The sequence below is a fragment of the Natrialba hulunbeirensis JCM 10989 genome, from assembly GCF_000337575.1.
In the GTDB taxonomy this organism is placed as follows: domain Archaea; phylum Halobacteriota; class Halobacteria; order Halobacteriales; family Natrialbaceae; genus Natrialba; species Natrialba hulunbeirensis.
Genome location: NZ_AOIM01000039.1, coordinates 1 through 20293, shown reverse-complemented (window position 1 = coordinate 20293; position 20293 = coordinate 1). Strand labels below are relative to the sequence as shown.

General features: G+C 63.9%; 18 protein-coding genes and 1 tRNA gene. 15 read left to right on the top strand and 4 right to left on the bottom strand.

Annotation, left to right across the window (positions count from 1 at the left end; translation table 11 throughout):
• The first annotated feature begins 162 nt into the window (after window positions 1–162).
• Genes C483_RS15400 through C483_RS15390 form a run of 3 tightly spaced genes read left to right on the top strand, consistent with a single transcriptional unit; the run spans window position 163 to window position 7224 of the window.
• Window positions 163–2631: a hypothetical protein gene (locus C483_RS15400; protein WP_006654288.1), complete on the top strand. Its 2469-nt coding sequence runs from the start codon at window positions 163–165 to the stop codon at window positions 2629–2631.
• Window positions 2628–3638 carry a hypothetical protein gene (locus C483_RS15395; protein ID WP_006654287.1) on the top strand — a complete coding sequence of 337 codons (1011 nt, stop codon included), beginning with the start codon at window positions 2628–2630 and terminating at the stop codon, window positions 3636–3638. Before C483_RS15400 ends, C483_RS15395 begins: the two co-directional genes overlap by 4 nt.
• The gene (locus C483_RS15390) at window positions 3631–7224 is read left to right on the top strand and encodes an ATP-dependent helicase (protein ID WP_152419894.1); all 3594 of its coding nucleotides are present in this window, start codon (window positions 3631–3633) and stop codon (window positions 7222–7224) included. Before C483_RS15395 ends, C483_RS15390 begins: the two co-directional genes overlap by 8 nt.
• 167 nt (window positions 7225–7391) lie before the next feature.
• Here the strand turns inward: C483_RS15390 and C483_RS15385 are convergent, their stop codons facing one another.
• Window positions 7392–8318, bottom strand: coding sequence for a hypothetical protein (locus C483_RS15385; RefSeq protein WP_006654285.1), 927 nt, complete (start codon window positions 8316–8318; stop codon window positions 7392–7394).
• A 323-nt stretch (window positions 8319–8641) separates the two neighbouring features.
• Here C483_RS15385 and C483_RS15380 point away from each other — a divergent pair, with 323 nt between their 5' ends.
• Both C483_RS15380 and C483_RS15375 read left to right on the top strand, forming a co-directional pair.
• Window positions 8642–8839, top strand: a complete 198-nt coding sequence (locus tag C483_RS15380; protein WP_006654284.1) for a DUF7557 family protein — start codon at window positions 8642–8644, stop codon at window positions 8837–8839.
• Complete coding sequence (locus C483_RS15375; protein WP_006654283.1) at window positions 8836–9231, top strand: PIN domain-containing protein; 396 nt, start codon at window positions 8836–8838, stop codon at window positions 9229–9231. The genes C483_RS15380 and C483_RS15375 overlap by 4 nt, the downstream gene beginning before the upstream one ends.
• A 276-nt stretch (window positions 9232–9507) precedes the next feature.
• On the opposite strand, the gene C483_RS15370 is transcribed toward C483_RS15375, so the two are convergent.
• Window positions 9508–9579 (bottom strand) — tRNA-Ala (locus C483_RS15370).
• Between the two features lie 364 nt (window positions 9580–9943).
• On the opposite strand from C483_RS15370, the gene C483_RS15365 reads away from it, so the two are divergent.
• The 4 genes from C483_RS15365 to C483_RS15350 all read left to right on the top strand — a co-directional run bounded on the left by C483_RS15365 (window position 9944) and on the right by C483_RS15350 (window position 12986).
• The gene (locus tag C483_RS15365; protein WP_006654282.1) at window positions 9944–10414 is read left to right on the top strand and encodes a 30S ribosomal protein S15; all 471 of its coding nucleotides are present in this window, start codon (window positions 9944–9946) and stop codon (window positions 10412–10414) included.
• 97 nt (window positions 10415–10511) lie between these two features.
• Window positions 10512–11897 carry a hypothetical protein gene (locus tag C483_RS15360; protein WP_006654281.1) on the top strand — a complete coding sequence of 462 codons (1386 nt, stop codon included), beginning with the start codon at window positions 10512–10514 and terminating at the stop codon, window positions 11895–11897.
• 2 nt (window positions 11898–11899) lie between these two features.
• Window positions 11900–12352 carry a KEOPS complex subunit Pcc1 gene (locus tag C483_RS15355; protein WP_006654280.1) on the top strand — a complete coding sequence of 151 codons (453 nt, stop codon included), beginning with the start codon at window positions 11900–11902 and terminating at the stop codon, window positions 12350–12352.
• Window positions 12345–12986: a 30S ribosomal protein S3ae gene (locus tag C483_RS15350; protein WP_006654279.1), complete on the top strand. Its 642-nt coding sequence runs from the start codon at window positions 12345–12347 to the stop codon at window positions 12984–12986. The genes C483_RS15355 and C483_RS15350 overlap by 8 nt, the downstream gene beginning before the upstream one ends.
• Before the next feature lie 106 nt (window positions 12987–13092).
• Here the strand turns inward: C483_RS15350 and truD are convergent, their stop codons facing one another.
• The gene (gene truD, locus C483_RS15345) at window positions 13093–14529 is read right to left on the bottom strand and encodes a tRNA pseudouridine(13) synthase TruD (RefSeq protein ID WP_006654278.1); all 1437 of its coding nucleotides are present in this window, start codon (window positions 14527–14529) and stop codon (window positions 13093–13095) included.
• Between the two features lie 116 nt (window positions 14530–14645).
• Here truD and C483_RS15340 point away from each other — a divergent pair, with 116 nt between their 5' ends.
• On the top strand, window positions 14646–14945 hold the full coding sequence (locus C483_RS15340) for a hypothetical protein (protein WP_006654277.1): 300 nt from the start codon (window positions 14646–14648) through the stop codon (window positions 14943–14945).
• A gap of 159 nt (window positions 14946–15104) precedes the next feature.
• Window positions 15105–15524 (top strand): DUF7344 domain-containing protein, encoded by a 420-nt coding sequence (locus C483_RS15335; RefSeq protein ID WP_006654276.1) that lies wholly within the window; start codon window positions 15105–15107, stop codon window positions 15522–15524.
• Window positions 15525–15698: 174 nt separating this feature from the next.
• Here C483_RS15335 and pth2 read toward each other — a convergent pair whose 3' ends face one another.
• On the bottom strand, window positions 15699–16037 hold the full coding sequence (gene pth2, locus C483_RS15330; protein WP_006654275.1) for a peptidyl-tRNA hydrolase Pth2: 339 nt from the start codon (window positions 16035–16037) through the stop codon (window positions 15699–15701).
• A 224-nt stretch (window positions 16038–16261) separates the two neighbouring features.
• Here pth2 and C483_RS15325 point away from each other — a divergent pair, with 224 nt between their 5' ends.
• The 4 genes from C483_RS15325 to C483_RS15305 all read left to right on the top strand — a co-directional run bounded on the left by C483_RS15325 (window position 16262) and on the right by C483_RS15305 (window position 20213).
• Window positions 16262–16882, top strand: a complete 621-nt coding sequence (locus C483_RS15325; protein WP_006654274.1) for a DsbA family protein — start codon at window positions 16262–16264, stop codon at window positions 16880–16882.
• A gap of 222 nt (window positions 16883–17104) precedes the next feature.
• On the top strand, window positions 17105–17704 hold the full coding sequence (gene dcd, locus C483_RS15320; RefSeq protein ID WP_006654273.1) for a dCTP deaminase: 600 nt from the start codon (window positions 17105–17107) through the stop codon (window positions 17702–17704).
• 662 nt (window positions 17705–18366) lie between these two features.
• On the top strand, window positions 18367–19266 hold the full coding sequence (locus C483_RS15310) for a thiamine-phosphate synthase family protein (RefSeq protein ID WP_006654271.1): 900 nt from the start codon (window positions 18367–18369) through the stop codon (window positions 19264–19266).
• 89 nt (window positions 19267–19355) lie between these two features.
• Window positions 19356–20213, top strand: coding sequence for a class I SAM-dependent methyltransferase (locus C483_RS15305; RefSeq protein ID WP_006654270.1), 858 nt, complete (start codon window positions 19356–19358; stop codon window positions 20211–20213).
• The last annotated feature ends 80 nt before the right edge of the window (window positions 20214–20293 follow it).

The following is a 20293-nucleotide window of genomic DNA, read 5'->3' as shown; positions in this document are numbered from 1 at the left end:
GTATCACTGGCACAGTCAGCAATAACTGGCTCTCCAGTCGCCTACACCCGCGCTAACGTCGACTATGGGCGTTAGACACGAGCATCTGTCCACCGCGAGTTTCTCCCGAATCAATAAGTACCCGCCAGCCGACCGTCCGGACGAATACGATTTCGTCCCCACATGTCTCAGTCTCAACCACCCGCTTCAGACACAGCAGCCCCTCCCCTCACCGGCACGCTCCACATCCTCCCCTTCGGCGGCGGCTCGCTCGCCGCGCGTGTCGCAGAAATCTACTCGAGTACCCTCGATCACGACGCAGTCGCTGGTGACCCGCGGAACGTCCTGGTGCTCAAGCGCTTGCCGACGTCGATCGACGAGTTTGCGGCGTCGTTGCGCGAGGAAGTCGGGCTCGAAGGGCGGCCGAACGTGAAGTCGTTGCCCCGGCACGCGACGGCGGTCGTGGAGGAGGCAGAACCGGAGTTGACCCGACTCAGTTACGAGGAGCGGATCGAGTTTCTCGCGCGGGTGCTCGATGGCTACGACTGGTCGTCGTACTTCGAGCGGGCGAGCGAGCACGATTCGTTCGGTCGGGACGTGGGGCAGTTGTTGTTGGATGCTACGTGGAACGGTGGGTTCGGTGTGGATGCCGATGGGGCTGCGGACACCGAGAGTGATGATGCCAGTGAGAGCGACGACGCCGACACAGACGACGGTCACGACTACGACGACTACCTCCGAGAGCTGGCCGACGTCAACGCCTCCTTCCACGACCACCTCGCCGAGCGCAACCTTGCCGAGCAGGCCCAGACGATCGAACGCGCGATCGCGGCACTCGAGCGCGAGGCGATTCGCGAGCGGATCGAGCGCGAGTTCGACGCGGTGCTCGTGGTCGAGTACGAGGAGTGTGGCGACCTCGACCGGGAGTACCTGCGCACGCTCACCCGGAACGTCGACCTGATCTGTGTCGCCGAGGTGCACGCGAGTATCGAGCGGACGAAGACCGAGGCGGGATCGGTTCGGCGGTTCGCGGACGAACTCGAGATCGTCGATCACACCGCTGACGGGGCAGGAGAGCGAGATATTGACGCGATACCCGGTGTTGCCTCGGATGGGGGAACGGCAGCAGCACAGCCGACTGCCGTATCCGAACCGGAACGAGTCGGGCAGCCGTTCGGCGCGTTTCTGGCGACCGGGCGGCTGACTCCCCGGGGAGAGAACGGCGAGCCTGCAGAAATGGAAAGCCACGATTCAACCACTGCTGCGCGCGTGATCAGCGAACCCACGCTCGACCAGCAAGTCGAGACCGTCGCGAACGAAATCGAGTATCTCCGACAGGAGCACGGGTTCGAATACGAGGACGTAGCCGTCCTGCTCCGATCCATCGGAAACCCCGCGCCGCGCGTTCGCAGAGTCCTCCAGCACGCCGGCGTGCCGACGGCCTCAGCGGGCGTCAACGGCCTCGAACAGGACCTCGCGGTCCGGGAACTGCACGCGCTCGCCCAGTACCACATCGACGACCGCGAGCGGGCCTACGACCTGCTCGCGGCGCGAATTCCAGATCTCACCGAGGACCTCGTCCAGCGCTGTGTCGTCAGGAACTCGGTTTCGAAGAGTCTGAAGCGCTGGATCGTCACGACGAACCTCAAACGACGGATCGCCGAGGACGCCGACCCGATCGACGCCAGAGAGCAGTTCCGAAACGTCTCCCGACTCCTCTCGATTGCCGAGTTCGTCGACGAACAGGATATCCTCGCGGGCGACTGGATCCAGTTCGTCACCATGCTCGAGCGGGCGATCACCTACGACGCGCCCTACGCTCATACCGCCGAGGTCGCCGTCCCCGAAGGTGGTGTCACCGTCGGTGACGTGGGGCTCGTGAAACACGATAGCCGGTCCGCCGTCTTCCTGCTCAACGTCGTCGACGGCGAGTACCCGGGAAGTGAACCGCTCTCGCCGCTTTTTCCGACCGCCTGGATCAAACGGATGGACGGCTACCCGGCCGTCACGAATCCGAGTCCGGAGGCCGTCGCGGAGACGTACGCGACCGTCGACGCCGACGAGATCACGGACAACGCGTTCGAACGCTATCACGCCGAACGGACGCGCCGCCAGCTCGCGATCGGGGCGCGCGCTGCCGAGGAGTACCTCTATTTCTGTACTTACCGCCAGACGGACGGCTCGGTCGGCCGCTTCCAACACCGCTCGCGCTATCTCCACGCAATTGATGAACACCCACATCCCGCGCTCTCGCTGTCGACGCTCGGCGGTGGCGGAGTGGGCGACAGCGAGGGCGAAAGTGATGCCGATGGCGACGGCGACGGCGAGGACGAGGACGAGACCATCCCGCCGCGCGACCTCTACACCCTCGGCAGCGCCTCCGCCGAAATCCTGTCCCAGCCCTGGAACGCCCTCGAGACGGTCCAGGCCGAAGCCAGCACCGGCGGCGAGGTCGCACTCGAGTCCACCGAAGAAACGCTGGCCGCGATCCAGCGGGTACTCGAGGAGAGCGATGACGTGGACCCGCGATTCGAGCGGGCGGTCGAGACGCAGTTCGATCTGGCGAGAGGGGCGATTCGGCCGGCGAGTGGCGAGAGCGGGCGAGCGGACGAACATGGACGGAGCGGAAACGGCGGAGGTGAGACGCGATGACGCCGCCCCCGTCTGTTGAGAGTGAGCGAGATGGCGAGTCGGATCCGCAAGCGGACCAGCCCGTCGTCACCGCCGACGCGCTCGCGACGCACATCGTCTGCCCGCGCCAGTACGAGTTCGCGTTCGAACGCCCGCTCTCGGCGCGCGAGACGAGTACGGACCGGGTTCGTGACCGTCGTCGGCAACTCCTCCGGCGGTCGATCATCGCTGGGCTCCGATCAGACGCAGGAACGGAGGACGGGCGTGTCGAGGCCGCACTCGAGTGGCTCGATCACGAGTGGCGACAGGCCAGCGCCGGCGACCGGCAGCCGTACATTGCAGACGCACAGGAGCAGTACGATGCAGACGCGCTGGCGGCTGCAGTCGAGGCGTACTTCGCGAACGGCGGACACGAGCACGCCGAGCGGCTGGTCGAGGCGGATAGCGTGGTCAGCTACGAGCGCGACGGTATCCGGTACGAGGCGACCGTTGACGCCGTGGTCGAGCGCGACAGGGGCTATCTCGGCATCAGGTACGTCCCGACGCTACACGGCGTGTTGCAGGTGAGCTGGTCTGACACGCACGTCCGGGAGTTCGTGGATGGCCAGTCGTACTACCCGCAACAGATCGGTAGCTTCGTCAGAGCCGGCGTTGCGATTCGGGGCCTGAAGGCCGAGTACGGCTTCGATCTGCCCTGTGACTTCGCTTACGTCGCGCCGCTGGCTGAGAGCCGGCCGGCCTACGAGTCCGAGTCGGGCGTGCGTGTCGACGTGGAGCAACGGCACTTCGAGGATGCCTTCGAAGAGGAGACGCGGGATCTCGTGGACCTGATCGAGGAGCGAGCCACAGCAATTGGCGACGGGAAAACCGACCCGCGAGCGTGGCGGTTCGAGAAGATCATCGACTCAGCCTGCCAGTACTGCGCCTATCAGGACGCCTGTCCCGATCGGATGGGTGCCGAGCTCGCGTTTGTCGATCGGGAGCCGACTCGCGGTGAGTGTGGTGGGCGAGGTGAGATCGATGACTGAGCGTGAGACAATGAGTGAGCGTGAGACAACGACTGATACCGCGGACGCTGTCGCACCGACCAGTGAGACGGACGCCGAACCCGACGCCGCAGCTCTCGAGCCAAAGGGCAACCAGCCGGCCGTCATCGACGCGACCGGCGGCGCACACACCGTCGAGGCCGTCGCCGGCTCCGGCAAGACGACGACGATGGTCAAGCGCCTGCAGGCCGAAATCGAGGCGCGCGACGTTGCGCCTAACCGCCTGCTGGTGCTCACCTTCGCGAACGAGGCCGCCCACACGATTCAGGAGAAACTCCGCGAAGCGCTCGGTCCGCAGGTCGCCTTCGATATCGACGTCTACACCTACCACTCGTTCAGCTCGACGCTTCTGACCGAGTACGCCTACCACGTCGGCGTCTCGCCCGAGTTCGACCTCGTCACCGAGGAAGACCGTCCGCAGCTGATCGAGTCCGTCTACGAGGCGGTCGACTTCTCGTTCGTCGCAGCCGGCTCGCCCGCCGCCGGCGGCACGAGCGACCAGACGCTCTCCGCGCTCACCTCGTTCATCGAGGCGATGCGCCGCGAGGCCGTCACCCCGGCCGATATTCGCTCGTATCTCCCCAGCGACGAGGACCTGCGAGATCTGCTCGGTCTCGTCACCGACCTCGAAGAGATGGCCCATCAGGTCATCAACGTCGACGCGAACGGCATTATGTGGGAAGACGAAGAGCTCGCCGACCGCTGTGACCGCCTGCCGCGAGTCTACCGCGCGAAAGCCCGCCAGTTCGACGGCGACGGTCGGGTTCACTCCGCCGTCAGCGCCCATCTCGAAGCAATGGCCGAAACGGCCGAGAACATGGCCGACCACCTCCGGACTGAATCCGAACTCGAGTGGCAGGCGTTTCGGCTCCCCGAGGCGATGTTCGAGGGCGAGTGCGGGCCACTGACCTCGATCACGCAGACACCGATGGGGAGACTGTCGAACTACGTCCACATGCTCCGGCGGGCGCGGGCGTTCGTCGGCGCGTACGAGGCCTATCTCGAGGCGCTGGACGAGCGCAACGCCTTCGACTACGACGAACTGATCCACCGGACCGTCGACCTGCTTCGTGACGAGCAGGTCCGCGACGACATCCTCGCCGAGTGGGACGCCGTCTACTGCGACGAGTTCCAGGACACGGACGAGTCCCAACTCGAGTTGGTCGAGGAACTGCGCGACGGGCTCGACATCATGGTCGTCGGCGACAGCGATCAGGCCATCCACGAGTGGCGCGGGCAGGACCCCGAGAACATGTCGAAACTGCCCGAGTCGTTCGAGGAGATCGGTCTGGACCTGAACTTCCGGTCGCGCCAGCCGATTCTCGATCTGGCGACGAATCTCGATCCCGAAAAGAACGAAATCGAGGCGTACAAGGAGCCGAACCCGCCCAGCGTCGTCACAGTCGACAGCGAGGGCGAGCGCACGCCGGCGCAGGTGAGCACGACGATTTCACACCTCCTCACGGGTCGATTCGAGGACGTTCCAGAGCGCAAACTCGAGGATATCGCGGTGCTCGTCCGCCAGAATCAGAACGCCCGCGATATCGCGGCCCAGCTGGATCGAGACAGCATTCCCTACACTCTGTCGAGTGACGCCTCTGGCGAGCTCGGCCACGGCGTGCGGACGGTGCTGTCGTACTTCCGGGTTCTCATCGAACCCGGCGACGACGTGAGCTGGCAGCGCGTCCTCCTGCATCTCTATCGCGTCCCCGAGGCCGATGTGGATACATTGCTGCGAGCCGGTGAGACCGTTCCGGCGGGGTACGACGCGCTCGCAGAGCCGGCCGCCGAATTTCGCTGTCCCGACCGTGTTCGCGAGGCACTCACGGACTACGACACGCTTCGCTCGGTCTCGGACACTCACTCGATCTCCGAGCTCTACCGCCACTTCAAGCGAGAGACGCGTATCGACTGGTTCCTCCGGGAACACGACCGGGACGCCCTCGCCAACGTCGAGCGCCTGATCGAGGCGTTCAACGACAGCCCTGTCCAGTCCGAGCTGACGCCGGCGTTCGTCGACTACCTGGAGCGCCAGGCCCACCTGCTCTCGGCCGACGACGAAACGGCGACCAGCCCCGGCTCGCAGTCCGAGAATGCCGTCGACGTCATGACCATCCACCAGGCGAAGGGGCTCGACTTCGACACCGTTCTGCTGCCGTTCCTCACCGAATCCGAGTTCGGCCATATCACCCTCGCGAACTACCAGCGAGATCTCTACCGCTACGATGTGCTCGTCGACGACGTGCAGGGTGAACTGGCCGATCCCCTGCGGGCCGACTGCAGCGACGACCAGATCGCAGAGGAGTGGCGCGTCCTCCACGTCGCACTCACCCGAGCGAAGGAGCACCTGTTCCTCTTCGGTAACGACGTCGAGGAGCAGGGCCCCGGTGCCGACATGCTGGACGAGCACCTGCCCGGCGAGCGTAGCGAGACGCCGATCCACTGGTCCGCCGAGGGACCACGGTTCCCCGTCTGGGACGCCCTCATGGATAGCTACGACGAGATTGCGGCCGACACACCCGACGCCGTCCGGGACTACACGGACGCCGTCAACCGCGGCGTCGACGAGGACCCAGGGACGATCACGTACTACCAGACCGAGGTCTCGACCGACGAAGCGCTCGAGACGGTACTCGAGTTCGCCGACAGGGTCGTCGCCGGGACGCTCGCTGATGGCGACAGTGCCTTAAATTCGAACACCGCCCGCTTCGCCGACGCCCCCCTCGGCACCAGCGTCGACGTCGAACTCGCCCGCCAGCACAGCCACACCGCACTCGAGTCCGTCCGCAACTGCGAGCGAAAGCACGTCCTCGATCACGTGGTGGATGCGTTCCCCGACCCAACCCCCGCTACCGGGGGGTCAGCAGAAGTGACGCAAGCCGACGTGGGTTCGCTCTTCCACGACGTCGCCGAACTCGCCTACTGGCGCGGCTACGACAGCAAAACCGAGTGGCGCGACGCCTGCGAGTGGGTTGCCCGCAGCCGCGACCTGACGAACGCGCTGGAGCCAGCACTCGAGTGCATCGACCGCTACTTCGAGACCGACGTGCCGGAGTGGCCGGCGGTCGGAGCCGAGGTGCCGATTGCTGTCGATGGCGACGAGATTGCGGAGGTGGACGGCGACATCACGGCTGTGGACGACGATGACGACGGCATCGCGGCTATCGAGGGCGACGTAACCGGCTACGTCGACAGCGTTCGCCGCCACCCAGACGGTGGCCTCGTCGTACTGGACTACAAGACAAGCCAGGCCCAGAAGGAACTCGAGACGAGCCACCAACTCGAGCTCTACGTCCGCGCCTGTCGGGACCGCTTCGACGAGCCGATCAGCCACGCCGGCTACGTCTACGTCGGTGACGCCGGACCAGCAGTCCAGCTCTTCTCGGTCGACGAACTGGCCACGCTGTGGGAGTCGGTACTCGAGGACCTGTCGGCAGCGGACAGTTCGTCGTTCGCGAACGCGACACCGGGGCCGCACTGTCAGTTCTGTCCGCATCGGTCGCTCGGCTGTTCCGAGGGCGAGGACGAGTCACCGTCTCTGGATGCGTTCCAGATCGATGGATTGTGAGCGTTGGACTGATTAGGTTCGTTTCTGCGGGCTATCTTCTCCATGTCCGGTCAAATTCACCGCGGCTCTAACAGCACCAACTCGAGTTGTCCGACCTGCTCTGCATATCGAACTTGTCCTGTCAACTACTACAACTACGACGACGACGCCGTATCGGACACCCCGATTCAACTATTCTCGGGCCGACGCGGTCGGTCCGGATCGACCGCGTGCGCAAGCACCTCGAGTCCTGTCCCGAGCGGGTACTCGAGAATTGCCGCCGGCTCCTCAAGCACGCGTCCGAAAACCAGCTCAGACGCTCGTGCGACCGGGTTCCAGGTATCGTAGTAGGCGTCGTAGACGCCCGCCATCTCCGCAGTTTCCATGTACCCACAGAGCACATACCCTTCGGGTCGTCGCTCGAGCACCACCGACTCAGTGTACATGGATTCGGCCTCGAGCATCGCCGCGCTCCACCGCTCGACGGAGCCGAGCTCGATCTCACCTGCTGTGACGCGCCGCGAGAGTCCGGCGAATCGGTCCGCGAGCCGTTCGGCCAGTCCCGGTTTCAGGTGCAACTGGACGAGGTCGACATCGACCCCGTTCTCGAGTGCTGCACCGCTGACGACGAGGGGGCCGTCGTTGGTCCCCGTCGCGGTCCGAGGTCGGTGTGGGTTGACCGCGTGGACGAGCAGCTCGCGGTCGACGCGGGCTTCCTCGGCGACGAGCGCGTCGTCCTCGAGTGGGAACGCCGCCTCGATTCGTGATTCTGGATTCTCCCAGCCGGCCATCGTGGTGTGTGGCACCTCGACGTACCAGATCAGCTCCGGGTCGTCGCCAGCGTCGAGAAACAGCGTCGCCGTGGCCGCGCCCTCGAGCCCGAGCAGCGGTCGCGGGTCGTCGGGGTCGACACAGCGCTCGGCGACTGCCTCGCGAACGGGCTCAAGACGGCCTCCGTCGATGGACCGACGGACGAGAAATGCGCTCGCGTGGCGCTCAGTGATGTTCTGGGATTCGTGCGCTGTCGACGCGACCCGCCGGCGATACCACGCATAGCTGACGGCGGCGAGTGCTCCGAGAATGATGCTCCGGCGTACCCACGGTCGAACGTCCATACTGAACAGTTGACGCGAGCGTCGTTCGTAGTGATCCCGAAGCCTATCGCCTCTTTAAGTTCTCTGTGAGAGAGTCGTTGCCTGCTCAGGGGTGTCGAATCCGTTCTCGTCACGGTCCCTGCCTTATGATGTCGACCCTGATCACCGGCCAATCCTTGTGCCAGTACCAGCCTGCGGTGTCCGATCCCCAGGTGAGACGGATTGCTCTCGCGAACGCAATCGCGAGCAGATTCCGGTCGTGGTACACCTCGTCGATGCGCTTGCTGTTAGCAACGTTGGAGTTCGTCGAAAAGGCTTAGATTCTGCATACACTCTGCATACATATGAGCACGTCAATTCGTGTCTCCGAAGAGACGAAAGAGAAACTCAATCGTCTCAAGCAGGACGACGAGAGTTTCGACGAGTTACTCGAGCGATTAGCGGACGACGAAGAACCGATTGTAATTGGGTCGTGGGATTCCGACACCGCTGAGCGCGCTCGTGACGCTATCACCCGATCACGAGATAGTTTCGAACGATGACGTTTCTCGATTCGTCGGTTATTATCGACATGCTCGAAGGAGTTGACGACACCGTCGCCTACGTCGAATCACAGAACACCCCGTATCTTACGTCGTCGATCTGTGTCTACGAGGTTCTCGCGGGGACACTCGGCCGCGGCGAGACGGACGTACGAGAGGAGCGACAGCGCTTCGGTGGCGTCCGCGCACTCGAGTTCAATGAGCAAATTGCACTCGAGGCCGCCCGACTACAGGATGAATTGCTCGCCGACGGTGAGCGGCTGGCCGTTCGCGACCTCATGATCGCAGCGACCGCGCGCTCAACCGGTGACCAACTCGTCGTTGCTGACTCGGATTTTCAGACTGTCGCGCTCGAAGATAAGATGGAAGTCACGAATCTTCGAGTCGGCTGAAGTATTCCTACCTGTACTGCCGATCTGGCGGAACCTCTTCAGGGGTTAATTCGGGATAGAGATCCTCATTAGTATGTACTTTAGTATGACATGGTCTACAGGTGAGGATTGTATCTTCAGGATCATATGAGACGTGGTGTTTGACCCTATATAGGGCACACCGGAATTCAACAGGGAGAGCCGCTCGATCCGTTCACGCTGTGACTTTCAGAGCTTCAAGTCCCGGTGTCGACGGCGATTTGCGACACTCACGAATTTGTTCGCGCCGCAGAATAGTGGACTCGCCGGGATTTGAACCCGGGGCCTCTCCCATGCCAAGGGAGTGATCTACCTCTGATCTACGAGCCCGCTTCGCAATACGCACTTTCCCACGGGAATAGATAAACCCCTCGAAATCGTCGGGTCGGCCCTGTCGTTGTCACACAGGGGTACCTCGAGTACACCACCGTTTCCCACATCCCAACCACGCCCACGACGGTGTCCGGTTTACAACCCACACCGACTGTGACCGCTGTCTAGAAACCCTTTAGTCCGTGCCGCGGGAAGCGACGGTGGGAAGCGCACGGCCGCAAATCTGACAGTGCCACTCGCTTGGGTGGCTTGGGATTGCGGAAGTGCATCTTGCACGGAGCCGGATTGCGGTCGACTGGGTCATGCGATCCAGTGCGACCACTATCCTTCCGAGCGGTCAGTGCGGTTCCTATCCTCACCAATGGCACGAATGCATACCCGCCGTCGTGGCTCGTCCGGTTCGGACAAGCCATCGGCAGACGAACCACCGGAGTGGAGCGACGTCGACCCAGCAGATGTCGAAGAACGGGTCGTCGAACTGGCAGCACAGGGGCACGACCCGAGTCAGATCGGCATCAAGCTGCGTGACGAAGGCGTCACCGGCACCCCCGTCCCTGACGTGAAGCTGGTGACCGACAAGAAGATCACCGAGATTCTCGAGGAGAACGACGCCAAGGCGGACGTTCCCGAGGACCTTCGGAACCTGATGGAGCGTGCAGTCCGACTGCGCGAGCACGTCCAGGAGAACCCACAGGACTACCAGAACAAGCGCGCGCTGCAGAACACGGAGTCGAAGGTTCGCCGCCTCGTCGACTACTACCGAGGCAACGAGCTCGAGCCGGACTTCACGTACTCCTACGAGGTTGCAGTCGACCTCCTCGAGGAGCACTGAGTTCTGAGCTGGGAGCGACGGCAGACGGGAGGAGCTGGAACCTAGACGCCGCGTCCGTAGTCTGTAGGTAACCGCGACCGCGAACACGACACCCACAATGTCCACGAACGGCCACCCGGATCACGAATCGGACACCGAGTTCGGTTCCGACGCCGACATCGCTGTGACAGCCGCCACCGCCATCGAGAGCGCCGGCTTCGTCCGCGTCATCACGCGGGCCGACGGCGATGCGCTCGCGGCCAGCGGCCTGCTTACAGCAGCACTCTCGGCGACGAACACGCCGTTTCAGGTGACCGTCGGTCGGACGATTGCCGACCGAACTGAGCGCGCAACGCGCCACGCCGACGCCGATGCTGGGGACGCCAGTGACGAACTGACCGTCGTCCTCGGCACGGTCGACGAGCCGGCGCACGAGCACGCCATCCGCCTCGATTCCGACGAGCGGCCGGCCACACTCGCCGCGGCGGATACGGTTCGCGAACTCGGTTCGGGTGACTCGGGCGACTCGAGTAGCCCGGCCGGGACACCGACCGACGAACCACCCGGACCCGAGCCCACACTCGATCCGGTACTCGCACTCGCAGGTCTCGTCGCCGCCGGGGTCGATCCCGGTGCCGGCGAGAGCGAGTGGGTACTCGAGTCCGCACGCGAACGCGGACTCGTCGAACGCCGGTCGGGCGTCGCGGTGCCGACCGCGGACCCGGTCGACGGGCTGGCACACTCGACCCGATTGTGTGCACCGTGGTCAGGCGACCTCGAGGCGACTCGGGAGGCGCTCTCGCCGACCGGACTCGATCTCGACCAGCCCGAGACGTTCGACGCGGACGACCACCGGACGCTCGGTTCGCTCGTCGCACTTGATGTCGTCGGCGCGGACGACGCGACGGAAACGGCGGCGACGTCGATCCAGCGCGTTCTCCGGCCGTACGCGATCACGAGTGACGAGTACGCGTTCGCGACGGTCGGCGGCTACGCCGCCGTCCTCGAGGCGACTGCTCGCGCGGAACCCGGCACGGGAGCCGCGCTGGCGATGGGACTCGACGCTCGGGAGCCGGCACTCGCCGCCTGGCGCGCACACGGCTCGCGCGCACACGCCGCACTCGAGTCGGCCTCGATGGGACGTTACGACGGGCTGTTCGTCGTCGGAATCGACGACGGGCCGGTCGAAGCGGTCGCACAGATCGCACTCGCGTACCGCTCGCCGGAGCCAACGGTGCTCGCCGTGGGCTCGGGCGAGGCGGCGCTTGCGACCCGCGAGTCGGGGCCGGGTTCGGGATCGATCGGAGCCACCGTGGAGGCGATCGTTCGCGACCTCGCCGACGATGGCGCACAGGCGACGTACGACGTGGGTCACCGACGTGGCTATCTGCGCTTCGGTGCAGCCGAGTCGGCGTCGGAGCCAGCGTCGGATGCCGATCCGGACCCGCAGGACGCAGTGGTGGACGAATCGACGATCATCGCGGCAGTGAGAGGACACTACTGACCATGCCGGCACACACGAACACGAATACGGACGACTCGCTCGAACGCGCGACGGCGACGATCCGCACGTCCCACGACGATCCCGATCTCGTTGCGCGGGCGCTACGCCCGGACAACACTGACGAGATGGAGACCGTCACGGACGGCGACAGCGTCGTCACGCGAATCGAGCGCGAGTCGACGAGTGGGCTGCACTCGACGGTCGACGACTACGTCGTCAATCTCGAGGTTGCAGTCGACGTTGCTCGTACGGCACGCGAGGCCGGCGTTGCTACTGACGCGACTGCGCAGTCTCCAGCACCACCTGCTTCAGCCACTTCAGCCGCTTCAGCTGCTTCATCCACTTCGGATGCAGACGCAGACGCAGACGCGGCCGACGAACAGCGCGACAACCCGACGGACACGGGTACTGTGTCCGACACAGACACCGACAACACACACGATACCAATGAGTGAACGTTCAGTCTCACGTGCGAAACAGGAAAAGCGGTGGTACACCGTGCTCGCTCCGGAGCAGTTCGACCGGACGGAGCTCGGCGAGACCCCTGCTGACGAACCGGAAAAGGTCTACGACCGAACCATCGAAACGACGCTTGGCGACCTCAACAACAACGCCAGCGAGAACAACACGAAGCTGACCTTCAAGATCACTGACGTTGGCAGCGACGCCGCGTACACGGAGTTCATGGAACACTCCCTGACCCGTGACTACCTGCGCTCGCTCGTCCGCCGCGGTGCCTCGAAGATCGAGGCCTACGTCACCGTCCTCACGACGGACGACTACCGCGTCCAGATCCAGCCCGTCGCCTTCACGACGAAGAAGGCCGACGCGAGCCAGGAGAAGGCCATCCGCAACCAGATGGTGCAGATGATCGAAGAGGCAGCCGAAGAGCGCACCTTCGAGGAACTGATCGACAGCGTCGTCGAAGGTCGACTCTCCTCGGCAATTTACGGCGAAGCCAAGACGATCTACCCGCTGCGCCGCGTCGAGATTCAGAAGGCAACGCTCGAGGCTCACCCTGAGGAAGTCGCTGAAGAGGAAGCGACCTCCGTCGACGTCGACGACGAAGACGTCGCGGCCGACGACTAACTACTCGAGTCCCGTTTCGAGACGATTTCGTTTTTTCGCGGCTCTTACACTGAAGTCACAGCGGCAGGTCCAGCACGACTGTCGATCAACTCAACCGTCGCAGCCCCTATCCGAGGTGAATCGGATCGACCTTCATGAACTCCCGAAGAACGACAGTCGCGTACGATCCCTTCGGCAGTGCGAACGAGAGGGTGAGCGAGTCTGCTGTCGCCTCGGACTGCTCATCTCCGGCCGTCTCGACCCCGAGTTCAGTCTGCACGAGGACCGCCCGCCGCGTGCCAGTCGAGTGGAACTCTCCGGGCAGGTCGAAGTCCTCGGGTGCGAGATCGAGGTCGTCCAGTACGGCGCGTTCGATCTCGCCCTGTTCGCCATCGGCGAGTTCTGTTTCGGTGCCGACCAGCGGCGCGGTGACGAACGCTCGGCCGCGCTCGCAGTGACGCGTCACGGACCGAACACGGCGCTCGTCGACGCGCTGGAGGCGGTCCGTATCCGGAAGCACGAGTTCCTCAGGCACGTCGTCGCCGGTATCGGCGAAACACACGACATCGCCGGCGACCGGGCGGTCGAACGGCAACCCGCGCTCGAGTCGCTCGGAGAGCATCAGATTGAACGCGTACGACTGGGCGGCGTGGACGAACAGCCGCTGGAGATTCGAGGGCAAACGCTCGAGTGCGGCGCGGAAATCGGCGGGGTCGGGGTCGCCGGTTCCGTCGCTGCTGGCCGTGCACTCCGCGAGTTCGTGGAGCATCGAGCGCTCGTAGCGCAGTCGGTTCGGGAACCGATCGAGGGCCTCCTGCCAGTCTCGCGTCTCCTCGATAAATCGGCGAGCTTCCTGGGTGCCCTCGGGTTCGGCGTCGGCCGGCGCGCCGAGGTAGGCCATTACCGCGCCCTCCCAGTCGCCGCGGACGATTTCGAGGCCGACCTCGTGGGTGACCGGCCGGCGGCTACCGAAGCGCTGCTGGCCGAAGAAGTTGGGGACGCCGACGGGTGTTGTTTCCGTTGCTGATCCACTATCGCCGGCCGTAGCGGCGTCGAGACCGCCAAACTCACACAGTTCATCTGCGATCTGCGAGGCCGTTTTGGGGTGGTCGGCGTCGCTCACCACGATCTCGAACGCGTTGCCCGCGAGGTCACCGAACTCGAGTGACCGGCCGGCGCGTCCGAGGACCTCGAGGTCGGCGCCGTCGATGTCGGGGAGCGCGGTGGCACCGGTATCGCTGCTGGTATCGTAGACGGAGAAGAGCTGGGTCGTGACGGCGTACTTGTCCTTGGTGCCGGCCCAGTTGACGCGCTCGCGGGAGATGCCGAGTGCGTCCGAGAGGCGGGTTGCGAAGTCGTTGGTGTCCCAGCCGCGCAGGGTTGCACGAAAGACGAGGTGTGGGTAGGCATCGGTCGGGGCGTCAATCGGTTCGGTCGAGAAGCGCTCGCGTTCGCGAACGCGAAAGTGGTCGTCGGCCGCGCGGAGGCGGCCGCCGACGCCGTCGGTGTCGGTGACGTAGGCCTGCATTCCGACGGCCTGTTCCGTGGGGTGTGCTGGGCGCATGCTGATGGCGGGGCTTCGGGTGCCGACGGTAAATCGGTTCGTTATCGGTGATCGGCGTTCGGTCCACCCTGCTCGCTCTACCGATGGTAGAATCGCCGATACGGTTATTACTACTGGTGGTCTCACAGCGACAGGCGATCGACTACCGGCTACCGGCTACCGACTACGGACTGCCGATCTGTCTTGGAAACCCCATCATGGACACAAACCACTCTCCGGAAGACCAGACTGACGCAACTGATGCGTTCGAGTCCGAACTAAAGACGCTCGTCACGACTGGGTTCGCGCGCGGAGCGACGATTGAGGCGACGTGGGTGATCAAAACGCCGATCGAGGACGCACCCGACTGGATCGTCACGATCGAACGCGAGGATTTGAACTCTGATCCACCGCACGACCGCTTTTCGGTCGAGTAATGAGCGAACCCTTCACTCGCCGTGACTATTTCTTTCCGGTGTAGATAGAGACAATAAAGGTTATATCGCTCCTCGTCTATGGGCACATGTACTCTGCTGAAGTCGGACGGAGAGAGTTGTCGGCGACCGGGAGCAGTGTAGGTGAAGTACGGAGCGAGTATGAAGACCCAGACACGCAATCCTACTGATGAAGCAACAGAGACGCGATTGATCGACACGACCGACCTGTTCGATGCATTTGCTGCCCGCCGGCGACAGTACGCGCTCGCATATCTCACACAACACCGGGTCCCGGTTTCAATCACAGACCTCGCCGCGTACATCGCTCGACAAGAGCGGGAGACCCCAACCGGACCGTACTCGACGGACGACCAGTACGAACGCGTGCTGGTCGCCCTCTGTCACGTTCACCTCCCGAAACTGGCCGATATCGGCCTGCTCCAGTACGATACGGATACCGAACTCGTCGAGTTACTCGTCGACTCGCACGTCCTCGTCCCATATCTCGAACTCGCTGATATCGACCACCTGACTCTCGATGTCGGCGTCGACAACGATGCTGACACCGGCACCGACTGATAGCAATAGCGGTACCAGTACCGACACTGGCACTAATACTAACACTAACAGCCGTACCAGTACCAAATCTGGCACCACAATCGTATCAGCACCGACGTTGACTCCAATACCGGTGCCAGAACCACAGCCCCTCATCCTACCTCACACGGCCTCTCGACCGTCTCGACGCGACCGCTAGAACAGCGAGAGCTCGCCCGTGATACTATCGACTCGGTCGTCACCTGCCGGTCCGACTGCGAGCGCCGTCACCGTCCCGGGCTCGAGTTGGGTGTGACCAGCGTCGCGGACCACCGCGGTCGGCACGCCGTCGCGCTCGGCGATCTCGGCGAGTTCGTGTAACTGCCGTTCGCTCTCGCCCTTGAGCACGACCTTCTTCTGCCCGTTTCGCTTCCACTGGTCGCGCAGCTGCGAATCCGCCTTTTCGTAGGCCGACAGCGACGCGTGTGCGACCTGCGCGGCGAGCTTTCCCTGTCCCATGCCGATGTCCGTACGGGCGACAATGGCCTGCTTCATGTCTCCGTACTCGAGTGCAACCGATAAAGCAGCGACGATCGTTGGCAGCTATCGCCCTTGTTGCCGTCGCCGGTGGTGGTGGTAGTGGTATCGGTATCGGTGCTGGTGGCGGTACCAGTTCCGGTGCCGGTGCAAGTGCCGGTGTCAGCATCAGCATCCAGACCCGTACTCATCCCGTCGTGCGAGACGATACACACTTGGGGGCAGCATCGCTAGTCGCGAGCATGAATCAGACGCGCCGTGCCTTCCTCGGGACGACGACCGCCGTCGGTCTCGGGGTCGTTGCCGGCTGTCTCGGTAGCGAGGATCCGCCCGAGCCACCAGTCACCGGCAATCCGGACGCAGACGTCACCGTGACGGTGTACGAAGACTTCTCCTGTCCGTTCTGTCGGGACTTCAAACTCGGCGTCTTCCCCGAGCTCGAGGAGCAGTACCTCGAACCAGGCGACGTTCGGTACGAGCACCGTGACTTCCCCGTCATCGACAGTCCGTGGTCCTGGGAGATTCCGAGCGCGGCCCGCGAGGTCTTCGAGAGTGCGGGTAACGACGCGTTCTGGGAGTTTACGACCGAGATCTACGCCTACCAGGGGTCGTACAACTACGGTGCCATCGAGGGCGTCGCCGACGAGGTCGGAGCCGACGGAAGCGCAGTCCGCGAGGCCGCCGAAGACGAGAGCCACCGCTCGACGATTGAAGCGGACCGCTCCTATGGCGACTCTAACAGCGTCGGCGGCACCCCCGCCGTCTTCGTCGACGGCGACGCCGTCGAGTTCTACGAGTCCGAGGACTTCGAAGCGATGGCACTCGAGGAGACGTCCGCGGCGATCGACGCGGCACTCGAGTAACTGTCTGCGCTTGCCTGTTGCCTGTATTTGCAGTCTGTTCCTGCAATCCGTTACTGCAATCCGTTACTGTAATCTGTCCCTCGCCAGTCACACCCAGCCGTCCGTACTCTGCCGCTGTCACCTGCTCTTGCCCCGAAGCAGCTACTCGAGTGCCGCCAACTCTCACCCCTATCCAAACGCTGGATCGAACAGTTTACACACCCGCCGTTCGACTCGTCGGATATGATCCTCTCCGATGCGGATATCCTCCGACGACTGGAGGAAGGCGACCTCGTCGTCGACCCGCTCGACGACCCCGAACTGCAGATTCAACCGGCAAGTGTCGACCTCCGACTGGGACGGGAGTTCCTCGAGTTCCAGCGGACGAACATTCCGTGTATCCACCCGACCTCGGAGCGAGAGGTCGACGAGTACGTCACCGAGACGGTCGTCGAGGACGGCGACGACTTCATTCTCCACCCGGGCGACTTCGTGCTCGGAACGACCTACGAGCGCGTCGAGATCCCGGCGGACCTGATCGCCCACGTCGAGGGACGGTCCTCGCTGGGCCGACTCGCAGTCGTCGTCCACGCCACTGCGGGGCTCTGTGACCCAGGCTACCGCGGACAGATCACGCTCGAACTCTCGAATCTTGGCAGTGCGCCGGTCGCGCTCACGCCGGGAATGCGGATCTCACAGCTCACGTTTACAGAGCTCAAGACGGAAGCGGAGCGACCCTACGGCAGTGAACGTGGCTCGAAGTATCAGGACCAGGACGGACCGCAGGCCTCGCGTATTCAGAGCGACCACGAGTTCGGCGGCGACCAACTGAATCGCGACTGAGTCGGGCTGCGGTACCGATGTACTGGAAAACGGTGGGATGGTTCGCAATTGCTCTGAGAATACCGTATAGCAGATCGTCTGCGGGCGAGCGCTAATCCAACGCGTCACTGGTGTCTGGATGGAGCCGGGACTGGAGGGGACGGAAAACAGCTCCCAACTCACACCTGCGATGACAGCCCTGTCTCTTATACACATCTCTGAGCGGGCATAAGCGCATGTTTCTCGACGATTTTCACACCGTGACCGATGACCGGCTATGCATCACNAGACCTCTCCGGTGAGTCCGGCGACGACGCCGGCGACCGCAATTGCACCCGCGAGCGTCCCGATCGGCAGCGCGAGGAGCATCGAGAACGCAATCATGTGTGTGATGAGTCCTTCGACGGCAGCGCTAACGACGATGAACGTTGCGAAACCGGACGCGATCGCGAGTGCGGGCGCGGGGACAGGCGCCGAACTAGTGTCTGTCATCCGTTTCTCGTAGGTTTCGGCGACGACCGTATAAATGATCCGTCGTGCCACTGTGAGACGCCAGTCGCCTGCGAGACCCGCGAGTTCTCCAGCGCACTCGCGAGGTCGATAATCGACGCATAACGAGACCGACGAGACGCACAACGAGACCCACAAGTTATTCCCCACGCGGTCGTACGCACAGTTAACAGATGCAATTCGTCGAAGAGATCGTCGTCGACGAGTTCCTGCCGACGATCCGGTCGTTGTTGGCAGGCGAACTCCGCGAGCGCGGCCTCACTCAGAGCGACGTCGCAGACGTCCTCGGAATCAGTCAGAGTGCCGTCTCGAAGTACGCCCACGGCGACGTCACGATCAACGAACGGATCGCCGACGACGAGCGCGTCAGCGCCACCATCGAGGAACTCGCCGACGGCCTCTCGACCGGCGACGTGACGCCCGTCCAGGCGCTCATCGAACTCGAGGTTCTCGTGCGCGAACTCGAGACGGGCGGCGACTTGCTCGCCCAACTCCACGAGGAGGCGGTGCCCGAACTCGCGGATCACGGCGCGAGCTTCCGGGTACACGACCCCGAAAGCGACTTGCGGACCAGCGAGCGCGTCGTCTCGTCGCTGCGCCGCGGGTTGCGGATTCTCGAAAATGCGAGCGGCTTCGCGCGTCTCATCCCGGCAGTCGGGTCGAACCTGGTCGCCTGTACGCCGGACGCGGAAGATATCGACGACGTGGCCGGCGTCCCCGGTCGTATCTTCGACGTAAAGGGGCGAACGACGGTCCCCGCTGGTCCCGAGTTCGGCGTCTCCGAACACGTTGCGACCGTGTTACTGGCCGCGCGTCGCCACGGCGCGGACGCCTCGGCGGCGATCAACATCGCCTACGAGGACGACCTCCTCGCTGCGCTCACCGAACGCGGTCACGTTGCCGCCGAGTTCGACGAAGTCGACGACATCGCCTCGAGCGTTGGCGCGGCGATCGACGACGAACCCGAGGCAACCGTGCTGTACCAGACCGGTGGCACCGGGATCGAACCGCTGATCTACGTCCTCGGTGCCGATGCAGAATCCGTCGCAGACGACGTGCGGTCACTGCTCTAGCGTTCGCGGTTTCGCAGAGCGGCAATTCGAAACGACGATTTATTTGTCCGGTCGTTGAACTCCGCGAGCAGAGCACCGATACCATGTCGATGGGTTCTAATTCTGATTCTGACTCCGGTTCCGGATCCGGCTCTGACTCTGGCTCCGGCTCCGCATCCACATTCCAGTCCAGATCGGGGCCCGAATCCGAGTCTGCACAGGAGTTCTACGGCCGCTGGGCGCGACTGTACGACCTGATCGCCCGCCGAACACCTGGCATCGCACGCCTCAGACGACGAGCAGCCGCTGCCTGCCGACTCGATCGCGGCGACACCGTCGTCGAAATGGGCTGTGGAACCGGGGCGAACCTGCCGTACCTCCGAGAGCAGGTCGGCCCCGAGGGAACCGTCATCGGGGTCGACTTCACGCGGCCGGTACTCAAGCGGGCGCGTGCGATGATCGCCGACCGCGGGTACGAAAATGTTCACGTGGTCCGCGGCGATGCAACGCAGTCGCCGTTCGCGGCCGTCGCTGACGTTGGAGTGGGTCCCAGCGCCGGTATCGGTAGCGGTACCGATACCGATACCAGTGACGACAAAAACGGCGACGGGACCGACATCGATGCACTCCTCGCGACGTTCGTCGTCGGGATGCTCGACGACCCTGCCGGCGCGGTCGACGACTGGTGTAACCTCGTCGGTCCCGGCGGCCACGTCGTCCTCGCGAACGCCGCTCGCTGCGACGACGGTCGCTGGTATTCGCTCCCGGTTAACGCCGTCTTCCGCGCGATTGTCGTTCTCTCGACGCCGCCGACGTCCAAACTGCGCTACGAAACCGAACCGCACCTGCGACTCGACGACCGGATCGACGCGGCACACACCCGACTCAGAGAGAATTCACGCGCTATCGCCGACGAGACACACGTCTTCGGCGTGGTTCGGCTCACCGGTGGCGAACTCCCACGCTGACACAACATAGCTGTTTTCGCGGTGTTCGGATTGCGGTTTGCACCTCGAGACTCTCAGTTCTCGGCTCGTCGGCCTTTCTC

Coding starts and splice junctions, on each gene's coding strand:
- C483_RS15400 (WP_006654288.1), top strand. CDS start 163: ATGTCTCAGTCTCAACCACCCGCTTCAGACACAGCAGCCCCTCCCCTC.
- C483_RS15395 (WP_006654287.1), top strand. CDS start 2,628: ATGACGCCGCCCCCGTCTGTTGAGAGTGAGCGAGATGGCGAGTCGGAT.
- C483_RS15390 (WP_152419894.1), top strand. CDS start 3,631: ATGACTGAGCGTGAGACAATGAGTGAGCGTGAGACAACGACTGATACC.
- C483_RS15385 (WP_006654285.1), bottom strand. CDS start 8,318: ATGGACGTTCGACCGTGGGTACGCCGGAGCATCATTCTCGGAGCACTC.
- C483_RS15380 (WP_006654284.1), top strand. CDS start 8,642: ATGAGCACGTCAATTCGTGTCTCCGAAGAGACGAAAGAGAAACTCAAT.
- C483_RS15375 (WP_006654283.1), top strand. CDS start 8,836: ATGACGTTTCTCGATTCGTCGGTTATTATCGACATGCTCGAAGGAGTT.
- C483_RS15365 (WP_006654282.1), top strand. CDS start 9,944: ATGGCACGAATGCATACCCGCCGTCGTGGCTCGTCCGGTTCGGACAAG.
- C483_RS15360 (WP_006654281.1), top strand. CDS start 10,512: ATGTCCACGAACGGCCACCCGGATCACGAATCGGACACCGAGTTCGGT.
- C483_RS15355 (WP_006654280.1), top strand. CDS start 11,900: ATGCCGGCACACACGAACACGAATACGGACGACTCGCTCGAACGCGCG.
- C483_RS15350 (WP_006654279.1), top strand. CDS start 12,345: ATGAGTGAACGTTCAGTCTCACGTGCGAAACAGGAAAAGCGGTGGTAC.
- truD (WP_006654278.1), bottom strand. CDS start 14,529: ATGCGCCCAGCACACCCCACGGAACAGGCCGTCGGAATGCAGGCCTAC.
- C483_RS15335 (WP_006654276.1), top strand. CDS start 15,105: ATGAAGACCCAGACACGCAATCCTACTGATGAAGCAACAGAGACGCGA.
- pth2 (WP_006654275.1), bottom strand. CDS start 16,037: ATGAAGCAGGCCATTGTCGCCCGTACGGACATCGGCATGGGACAGGGA.
- C483_RS15325 (WP_006654274.1), top strand. CDS start 16,262: ATGAATCAGACGCGCCGTGCCTTCCTCGGGACGACGACCGCCGTCGGT.
- dcd (WP_006654273.1), top strand. CDS start 17,105: ATGATCCTCTCCGATGCGGATATCCTCCGACGACTGGAGGAAGGCGAC.
- C483_RS15310 (WP_006654271.1), top strand. CDS start 18,367: ATGCAATTCGTCGAAGAGATCGTCGTCGACGAGTTCCTGCCGACGATC.
- C483_RS15305 (WP_006654270.1), top strand. CDS start 19,356: ATGGGTTCTAATTCTGATTCTGACTCCGGTTCCGGATCCGGCTCTGAC.